Raw genomic sequence first — 8,737 nt, forward strand, 5'->3', positions numbered from 1 at the left:
AGCACTTGGTTTCCTCGCTCAGATCCCTTCGGCTTGAAACAAATCGGTGGTCAGATAGCGCTCGCCGGTGTCGGCAAAAATTACCGCCACCCGTTTACCCTTGCCCATCCGGCGCGCCAGGCTAAGCGCGGCGCAGCAGGCCGCCCCTGAGGAAATCCCCACCAGCAGCCCTTCGTCACGCGCTAGGCGGCGGGTGTAGTGAGTCGCTTCTTCGTCGCTGACCGTAAATATTTCATCGTAGATGGCGGTATCGAGGTTGTCGGGAACAAACCCGGCGCCGATGCCCTGGATTTTATGAAATCCAGGCTCGCCACCCGAGAGCACCGGCGAACTTTTGGGTTCGACCGCGACGATTCGGACCCTGGCGCCCAGCTTCTCTCGTAGGTATCCTCCCACCCCGGTGATGGTCCCCCCGGTCCCCACTCCCGCGACCAAAGCGTCGATTTGCTCCAACTGCTCGATCAGCTCGGGCCCCGTGCAATCATGATGCATCTGGGGATTGGCCGGATTGGAAAATTGCTGGGGCATGTAATAGTCGGGATGGCGCGCGATCAATTCTTCGGCCTTGGCGATGGCGCCATGCATGCCCCGGGTATCGGGGGTTAGCACCAACTGGGCCCCATAGGCCGCCAGCAAGGAACGGCGTTCCTCGCTCATTGTATCCGGCATGGTCAGGATCAGTTTGTAACCCTTGACCGCGGCCACCAAAGCCAAACCGATGCCGGTGTTGCCCGAGGTCGGCTCGACGATGGTATCACCCGGTTTGAGCCGCCCCTCGCGCTCGGCCCGCTCGATCATGGCCAAACATATCCGGTCCTTGAGGCTGCCGCCGGGATTGTAATTTTCCAATTTGGCCCAAACCTCGGCATCTTCGGCTCCGGGCAAACGATTGAGCCGCACCACCGGGGTGTGCCCAATCAGATCCAAGGGCGAGCGCGCTACGCTAAGTGGCATGGGGCCATTCTAGCCGCAGCGCTCCCCATTTTGCGACAGCTCGGCCCTCCCTGAGAAACGCTGAGCTTGGTTTTCCGTCGCCGGCAAGTGAGTTATCTTGACTATTGGTGGCCCCCAACCCCGATCCAACGGCGAAATGACCGCAACCGCATCACGAGTATTGGTGATTTTCCCCGGCGCCCTGGGCGACTTGATTTGCCTGGGACCGGGGTTGGTCGAGTTGGCCCGCCGCCATCGCGACCTGGAGCTGATGGCGCGCGGCGAGTTGGCCCAGTTCGCCTGCGGCCGGATGGGGCCACGGCGCGCTCATTCAATTGATCGCCGCGAGAACGCCCAACTCTTTACTGGCTCGGCACCGGCCCCAGAAGCGGTCGAATTTTTTGGCGCTTTTCAACAAATCCATAGTTTTTTCGGCGCGGATCACGCCGATTTCCGCGCTGCCTTGAGCCGCGCCTGTTCCGGCCCGGTCCATTTTCATCGGTTTCGTCCACACCGGCGCGGGCATGTGGCCGCGGCTTATCTACGGGAGCTGGGGTTTAAAGGCTCGCCTTTTGGATATCGCTTGAGGCTGCGCCCGGAGGATGTCGCCGATGGGCGCGCCGAGTTGGAACGGTTAGGAATCAAAAGACCGGTTTTGCTCTTTCCGGGCAGCGGCAGCCCAAAGAAAAATTGGCCGCTGGAACGCTTTATTGCCCTGGCACGAAGCCTCGCTCCCAGTCCTGTGCTGATGGTGTTGGGACCGGCCGAATGCCATTTTCGCGCGGCACTGGCCGATTTTCCCTGCCTGATCGAACCGACCCTGGGATGCCTGGCCGGCTTGGCCCAACAGGCGCTGGGTTTTGTGGGTAACGATTCAGGGGTTTCCCACCTGGCAGCGGCGGCAGGTGCGCCCGGGGTGGTTATATTTGGACCAACGTCACCGGCACGTTGGCGCCCATTAGGCGAGGTTGGCATAGTGCGTACAAAGAGGCTGGACGTATCCTGGGAGGAAGTGGCGCGAGCTTTGCATCGCCATTTGAATGGTTGCGGAAAGCGGTCCGCGACTTTGATAGACTTGAGCCCGCCAACATTTGAGAAGGCGGGTTCGGAGTTAAGCGAGGCATCGAGGTGAGCAATACCATAAAGACAACCCTGTTACTGGGACTGTTGACCGGCATAATTCTACTCATCGGCGACTTCATGGGCGGTAGCCGCGGGGTGGAGTTAGCCTTCCTGGTCGCCATCGCGATGAATTTCTTCAGTTACTGGTTCTCTGACAAAATCGTCTTGCGAGCCTATCAGGCCAAGCAATTGAGTCAGGACGAAGCTCCCGAGCTGTACAATATCGTGCGCGAGTTGGCTGCGGCCTCAGGAACCCCGATGCCGCGCCTGTATCTGGTAGAAAGCGACACGCCCAACGCCTTCGCCACCGGACGTAATCCTCACCACGCGGCAGTAGCGGTCACCAGCGGAATTCTGCGCATCTGCACGTGGGACGAGCTCAAGGGGGTGCTGGCGCACGAGCTGTCCCATGTCAACAACCGCGATATCTTGACCAGCTCGATCGCGGCCACCCTGGCCGGCGCGATCATGATGATCGCCACGTGGGTGCGTTGGGGCGCGCTGCTGGGTGGTTTTGGCGGCGATCGCGAAGAGGGCGAAGGCGGAATGGTGGGATTGTTGATCATGGCAATCATCGCACCGCTGGCGGCCACCCTGATCCAGTTGGCGATCTCGCGCACGCGCGAGTATCAAGCCGATCGCAGCGGCGCTAAGCTAACCCACAATCCGCTGCTGCTGGCCAACGCCCTGCGTAAGCTGGAAGTCGCCAACGAGCGCATGCCGCTTGCGGCTAGCCCTAACACTGCCCATCTGTTTATTGTCAATCCGCTGAGCGCACAGGGTTTGACCCGTCTGTTTTCCACCCATCCACCGCTCGAAGAACGCATTCGCCGCCTGGAAGAGATGGCGCGCGGGGGCAGTGTCAGGGCATAAGGCCAGGGAGCAGGGCGATGAACGAGCGCGAAGAAGAAAAAAGCCGCGGCTTCAAGGTCCAGGACCGGCGTCGCTTCTCGGCCGAGGGCGAGGCTCGACCCGAGGTCGAAGCCGAGGCTCCGCGCAAACCGGCTGCGGCGCCGGTTACCCCAGCGGCGGGGGAGGCCAAGCCCGCGCGCGGCGACCAGCCGGGAGAAGAGATCAATTTCACCGCCTTTGTGGTCAGCCTTTCCACTCAGGTTCTGGTCCATCTGGGCGAGATGGAAGATCCGTTAACCAACCGCGGGGCGCGCGATTTACCAGCGGCACGCCATCTGATCGACATCTTGGGAATGCTGGCGGAAAAGACCCGCGGCAACCTCGACGGCGAAGAGGATGCCCTGTTGCGTTCGATTTTGTTTGATTTACGTATGAAATACGTCGAGGCGACTCGCCACCCGGCGCGTTAAGGATCAGATTATGCACCGAGGCAGGCCATCAGCGTGGGCCACGGCCCTGGTGATCGGGTTGTTGCTGATGAGCTGCACCCCGAGCTGGGCGCAGCGGTGGTGGAGCGAGATGGGGACAGGTCCACAACCCAGCGTGCAGACCTTGCCCGATTTCATTACATTGGCCAATCGCCTCAGCCCCACCGTGGTCAATGTTTCGGCCGAGACTCGCTCCAGCCCAACTCTCGATCTGCCGCAGGATTTATCGCCATTCGACCAGTTCGCTCCCCATCGCACCGAGAGCGTGGGGTCCGGTTTCATCCTGACCACTGACGGTTACATTCTGACCAACGAGCACGTAATTGCCGGTGCCCGCGAGATTACGGTCACCCTCAGCAACCGACGCAGCTTCGCCGCCCGGGTGGTGGGCCGCGATCCGAAGACCGACATCGCTCTGCTCAAGATTGACGCAGGCACGCCTCTGCCGGTAGCTCCCTTGGGCAATTCCGACGACTTGCGAGTGGGGCAATGGGTAATGGCCATCGGGAATCCCTTTGGCTTCGACCATTCGGTGACCGTCGGCATCGTCAGCGCCAAGGGGCGATTCATTCCCGGCAATTATGACGATTTCATCCAGACCGACGCTTCAATCAATCCAGGCAACTCCGGTGGTCCCCTGATCGATCTGCGCGGCGAGGTGGTCGGGATCAACTCCGCGATCTACACCCGCACCGGCGCTAGCATGGGAATTGGGTTCGCCATTCCGGTCAACCTGGTCAAACCGGAACTGGGACAACTACGCACCCGCGGCAAAGTCACACGTGGCTGGCTCGGGGTGTATATCCAACAGGTAACGCCACCACTGGCGCAGGCTCTGGGGCTGGCAGTACCCCAAGGGGCGCTGGTCTCTCAGGTGCTGCCCGATTCACCAGCGCAGATAGCCGGGATCCGGCGGGGCGACGTGATTACCGCCTACGATCATCAGCCGGTGCAGGATTCTCAGGAACTGCCGTTGCTGGTGGCACGCACTCCGCTTGCCCGTTCGGTGGTTTTGGAAGTGCTGCGCGACGGCCGCGACCGCCGTATCACGGTAACCATTACGGCCTCGCGCGAGGACGCCCTAATCAAGTCTCGCACCACCGATCAAATGCCTGCGGCGCCCCATCAAGCGGTCGGCCTGGGGCTAAAGGTGGAGGAACTAACACCCAAGCTAGAGCATGAGTTGGGTTTGTCGGCCCCCCAGGGCGTGGTCGTGACCGGGGTACGGGCCGGCAGCGCGGCGGAGGATGCCGGGCTGCAGCGGCGGGACCTGATTTTGGAGATAAACCGCCGTCCGGTGAACAGCCTGAGCAGCTACCAACAAGCACTGGCAGCGGCACATTCCGGCTCCCTACTGTTGCTAATCCAGCGAGCCGATAGCACGCTGTTCGTGCCTCTGGTACGTCAGGAATAGTCGAGTCGCGCCCACCGACCACTGCTTTAGCATGCGGAAATTTGTCAAAATTGTGCTATTTTGCCTGGCAGCGGTTGTCTTGTTCGTAATTCCGCCAGTGTTTTTCTTCGCTACCCGCTACTACCACGCTCTGGAACAGGAAGTCGTCACCCGCTTTTCAGGCAAACGCTGGAATATCCCCTCGCGCATCTATTCAGACTCGCTGCTGGTTTATCCCGGTGAGAACCTCGGCGATTTGGGATTTTTCCAGCGCTTGGCGCGTCTTAATTATCATCGCGTGGGCCCCAATGAAACCGTCGTGGCGCGCGGCGAATATGGCTACCAACCCGCGCAGCGGAGGCTAACCGTATTTCTGCATGCCTTCTCCTACCCCTATCAGCGCTTCGGCGGCGAGCCGGTGCAAATGGTATTGGACTCCAAGGGCACGATTGTGGCGATCCTGGATCCGCTGACCGGGAAGGCGCTGGATTCCTTCGAACTGGAACCCGAGTTGATTAGCGGCATCTACCAGGGCTCGTGGGAACAGCGCCGGCTGGTGCGACTGTCACAGATCCCGCCCGCCCTCAGCGATGCCATCATGGCCGCCGAGGACCATCGCTTCTATGAGCATCACGGACTGGACCTGGTACGAATCGCCAAGGCCGCCTGGGTCGATCTGGTCTCCCATCGGATCGTGCAAGGCGGTTCCACCCTGACTCAGCAATTGATGAAGAATTTTTTTCTAACCCAACGCCGCGACTGGCATCGCAAAATCAAAGAGGCGGTAATGGCCTATATCGCCGAGCGGCTCTACAGCAAGGACGAGATCCTGGAGAACTATATCAACGATATCTACCTGGGGCAGCGCGGACAGGAAGGGATTTACGGAGTGTGGGAAGCCTCGGAGTACTATTTTTCCAGCGAACCCCGCGACCTGACCCTGGGCGAGATGGCAACCATCGCGGGGATGATTCGCTCGCCTAACCATTACAACCCCTTGCATCATCCCCGTGCGGCCCGCCAGCGGCGCGACGAAGTGTTGCAACTAATGTACCGCGATGGTTACATCAGCGCCGCGGCCCGCGATCAGGCTTTGGCCGAACCGATGCGCGCCCGCGAGGTCTTTGTCGAAAACAATGACGCGCCCTACTTCGTCGATTATGTCAAACACGAGTTGGCCGAACGCTATCCGCCTGAGGTTCTGACCGGTGAGGGTCTGCGGATCTTCACCACCCTGGATGTACATACCCAGAAGGTGGCCGAGCGCGCGGTGGAGAACAATCTGGAAATTCTGGAGGCCCGTTACCCGCGACTGCGGCGACGGGAAAGCGCCACCGATCGGCTGCAGGGCGCATTAATTGCGTTGGAGCCGCAAAGCGGCAAGATTCGCGCGATGGTGGGTGGACGCAATTACCGCGACAGCCAGTTCAATCGAGTTATCCAGTCCAAGCGTCAGCCCGGCTCTCTATTCAAACCCGTCACTTATCTGGCGGCCCTGAAGGAAACTTTGGAGGGCTCGGCCCATTTCCTGCCCACGACCTTGATCCTTGACGCACCTTTCACCTGGCAGTACGGCAACATGAGCTGGTCGCCGAAAAATTACAAAGACCGCTACTTCGGCGTAGTCCCCCTAGAATTCGCCCTCTCCGAGTCACTCAACTGCGCCACCGCACGCCTGGCATATTCGGTGGGATTGGACCATATTCGCGCGATGGCACAGGCCCTGGGCTTCGGCGAGCTACCGCCCTATCCCTCAATCGTGCTGGGCGGGGTTGAGGTCTCCCCGATGCAGGTCGCCCACGCCTACGCGATCATGGCGAACGAGGGGCTGCTGGTACCGCCCTATGCAGTGACCGCGGTGGTGGATGAAAACGGCAAGGTCATCGAGGGGCACGAGATCAAGGCCGAGCAAGTGCTCTCACCCGAGTTGGCCTACGCCATCGACTTCATGCTGCAGCAGGTAATCGAGCACGGTACCGGACATGGCGCGCGGGTGGCAGGTTTTACTCGTCCCGCCGCGGGCAAGACCGGCACCACCAACGATTCCTACGATGCCTGGTTCGCCGGTTTCACCCCCGATCTGCTGGCAGTGGTGTGGACCGGCTTCGATAAGAAGGAAGATTTGAATTTGACCGGAGCCCAGGCCGCGCTGCCCATCTGGACCAGCTTCATGAGTGCCGCCACGGCCGGCCATCCGGTCAGCGATTTCCCCGTGCCGCCGGGCTTGGTGGTGGAAAAAGTCGATCGCGCCAGTGGCGATATACCCAGTCCCTATTGCGGGCCATTGATCGAGGGAATTTTCCCGATCGGAATGCAGCCCACCCAGCCCTGCCCGCCGCCAGGCACCGGCGCCGCCGCCGTCGGTCAGGCTCTGTCTCCAGCCGTGCCGGAAAGCGACCCCAACGACTGATGAGAGCGTGGAGCGGCGCCGTGGGTGGGCTGTTGGGATTGGTCGCAGTGGCTGGGGTAAGCTTCAATGCCTGCTCGGTTGAACCACCCAACCCCAACCAGCAACTGGAAGGACCCGCACCAGCTCCCTCGCAAGAGTCCCCAGATTCCGGCGGCAACAGCAGTGGCTCACTGGAGCAGGCCGGCCAGGAGACTGCGGCAGACACCGGTCAGGGCGGCGGCCCGATCGCTTTCAGCGAGGAAAACCTCACACCTCCCGCGCCCAGCGCTACCCCGGCGGGCGTGACTGTTAGCCCGAGCCCTGGGGTCTCGCCTTCACCCGGCTTGGTGCCCACGCCCAGCCCGACTCCCAGCCCCGCTATCGTGGCCGGCGCGGTGATACCCTCGGGATTGATTAGCGACCAGGCGTTACCGCCGGCGCTGCTGCAAAGCGCCAATCCGACCCAGCGCATTGGGTTGGGAATCGTGGAGCAGGCACGCGGAGCGATTCTCAGCCACGATCCTGATGGGGCGATCCGCTTGCTTGGGCGAGGGTTGTCCATCGACCCAGGGGACCCTTATATCTATTTCTATTTAGGGCGCGCCTACCTGGCCAAGCGCGATTACCCCGAGGCTTTGACCTTCTGGCAGCGAGCGGCGATCGGATTTATCGCCAATAACCCGCAATGGCTGGGCGAAACTTACAGCTTCGAAGGCGCTGCCAGCGAGGGGCTGGGCAATCTGGATCAGGCCCGCCACGACTATCAGCGCGCGCTGGCGGTGGCGCCCGACAACCAGATGGCGCAATTGGGATTGGCTCGCCTGGGACCGCCGCCCGAGCCCAGCCCATCCAGCAGCGCGATGGATGTCTTGGCGCCGCCGGTCGAAGCTACCCCACAACCGCCGCCAGTCGAACCGCCGCCGGCCCCAGCACCGTGAGAGGTTGCAATGCTGATCTTAGGAATCGAAAGCTCCTGTGATGACGCCGCCGCGGCGGTGTTGGAAACCAACCGTCCCGGCCACGCCCGCATCCGCTCCAGCGTGGTCGCCAACCAGGACGACGTGCATGCCGCCTATGGCGGAGTGGTGCCGGAGTTGGCCTCGCGCAATCATGTCATGGTGATTGCGCCGGTGATCGAGCGTGCCGTGCGGCAGGCCGAAGTAGGCTTGGATGAGATCGACGCGATCGCGGTGACTCGCGGTCCGGGCCTAGTCGGCTCGTTGCTGGTGGGCTTGATGTGTGCCAAAGGCTTGGCGCAACGCTTGCGGCGGCCGCTGGTGGGGGTCAATCATCTGGAAGGTCACTTGCTAGCACCGCTGCTTGAGCACGAAGTTGCGATGCCGTTTCTGGCCCTGGTCGTCTCGGGTGGACATACCGCGTTGTTCGCGGTGGAGGACTTCGGCCGCTACCGCACGCTGGGGCGCACCCGCGATGACGCGGCCGGAGAGGCCTTCGACAAGGTCGCCAAACTGATGGCGCTAGGCTATCCGGGCGGCAAGATTATCGACGAGATGAGCGCGCGCGGCGACCCGCGGAAGCTCAAGTTGCCGCGCGCGCGGG

The 8,737-nt window shown here is 61.6% G+C and carries 8 protein-coding genes; 7 read left to right on the top strand and 1 reads right to left on the bottom strand.

All coding sequences use genetic code 11. From position 1 onward, the window contains the following. Positions 1-18: 18 nt before the first annotated feature. Positions 19-954 (bottom strand): cysteine synthase A, encoded by a 936-nt coding sequence (gene cysK / locus VKV28_05730; protein HLH76292.1) that lies wholly within the window; start codon positions 952-954, stop codon positions 19-21. A gap of 136 nt (positions 955-1,090) precedes the next feature. On the opposite strand from cysK, the gene VKV28_05735 reads away from it, so the two are divergent. The 7 genes from VKV28_05735 to tsaD all read left to right on the top strand — a co-directional run. Next, a complete protein-coding gene (locus VKV28_05735; protein HLH76293.1) occupies positions 1,091-2,065 on the top strand; it encodes a glycosyltransferase family 9 protein in 975 nt (324 codons plus the stop codon). Further along, a complete protein-coding gene (gene htpX / locus VKV28_05740) occupies positions 2,062-2,928 on the top strand; it encodes a zinc metalloprotease HtpX (GenBank protein ID HLH76294.1) in 867 nt (288 codons plus the stop codon). Before VKV28_05735 ends, htpX begins: the two co-directional genes overlap by 4 nt. Before the next feature lie 17 nt (positions 2,929-2,945). Further along, on the top strand, positions 2,946-3,377 hold the full coding sequence (locus VKV28_05745) for a DUF1844 domain-containing protein (GenBank protein HLH76295.1): 432 nt from the start codon (positions 2,946-2,948) through the stop codon (positions 3,375-3,377). A gap of 10 nt (positions 3,378-3,387) precedes the next feature. Beyond that, on the top strand, positions 3,388-4,809 hold the full coding sequence (locus VKV28_05750) for a DegQ family serine endoprotease (GenBank protein ID HLH76296.1): 1,422 nt from the start codon (positions 3,388-3,390) through the stop codon (positions 4,807-4,809). 31 nt (positions 4,810-4,840) lie between these two features. Beyond that, positions 4,841-7,198 carry a PBP1A family penicillin-binding protein gene (locus VKV28_05755; protein ID HLH76297.1) on the top strand — a complete coding sequence of 786 codons (2,358 nt, stop codon included), beginning with the start codon at positions 4,841-4,843 and terminating at the stop codon, positions 7,196-7,198. Further along, positions 7,198-8,115, top strand: a complete 918-nt coding sequence (locus VKV28_05760) for a tetratricopeptide repeat protein (protein HLH76298.1) — start codon at positions 7,198-7,200, stop codon at positions 8,113-8,115. Before VKV28_05755 ends, VKV28_05760 begins: the two co-directional genes overlap by 1 nt. 9 nt (positions 8,116-8,124) lie before the next feature. Then, a partial coding sequence (gene tsaD, locus VKV28_05765; protein HLH76299.1) for a tRNA (adenosine(37)-N6)-threonylcarbamoyltransferase complex transferase subunit TsaD occupies positions 8,125-8,737 on the top strand: 613 nt, incomplete at its 3' end.

This window comes from Candidatus Binataceae bacterium, assembly GCA_035294265.1.
Taxonomy (GTDB): Bacteria; Desulfobacterota; Binatia; order Binatales; family Binataceae; genus DATGLK01.

Bases quoted from the DNA above. Each gene is read 5' to 3' on its own strand.
- VKV28_05745 (HLH76295.1), top strand. From the start codon at position 2,946: ATGAACGAGCGCGAAGAAGAAAAAAGCCGCGGCTTCAAGGTCCAGGAC.
- VKV28_05735 (HLH76293.1), top strand. From the start codon at position 1,091: ATGACCGCAACCGCATCACGAGTATTGGTGATTTTCCCCGGCGCCCTG.
- VKV28_05755 (HLH76297.1), top strand. From the start codon at position 4,841: ATGCGGAAATTTGTCAAAATTGTGCTATTTTGCCTGGCAGCGGTTGTC.
- VKV28_05760 (HLH76298.1), top strand. From the start codon at position 7,198: ATGAGAGCGTGGAGCGGCGCCGTGGGTGGGCTGTTGGGATTGGTCGCA.
- VKV28_05750 (HLH76296.1), top strand. From the start codon at position 3,388: ATGCACCGAGGCAGGCCATCAGCGTGGGCCACGGCCCTGGTGATCGGG.
- cysK (HLH76292.1), bottom strand. From the start codon at position 954: ATGCCACTTAGCGTAGCGCGCTCGCCCTTGGATCTGATTGGGCACACC.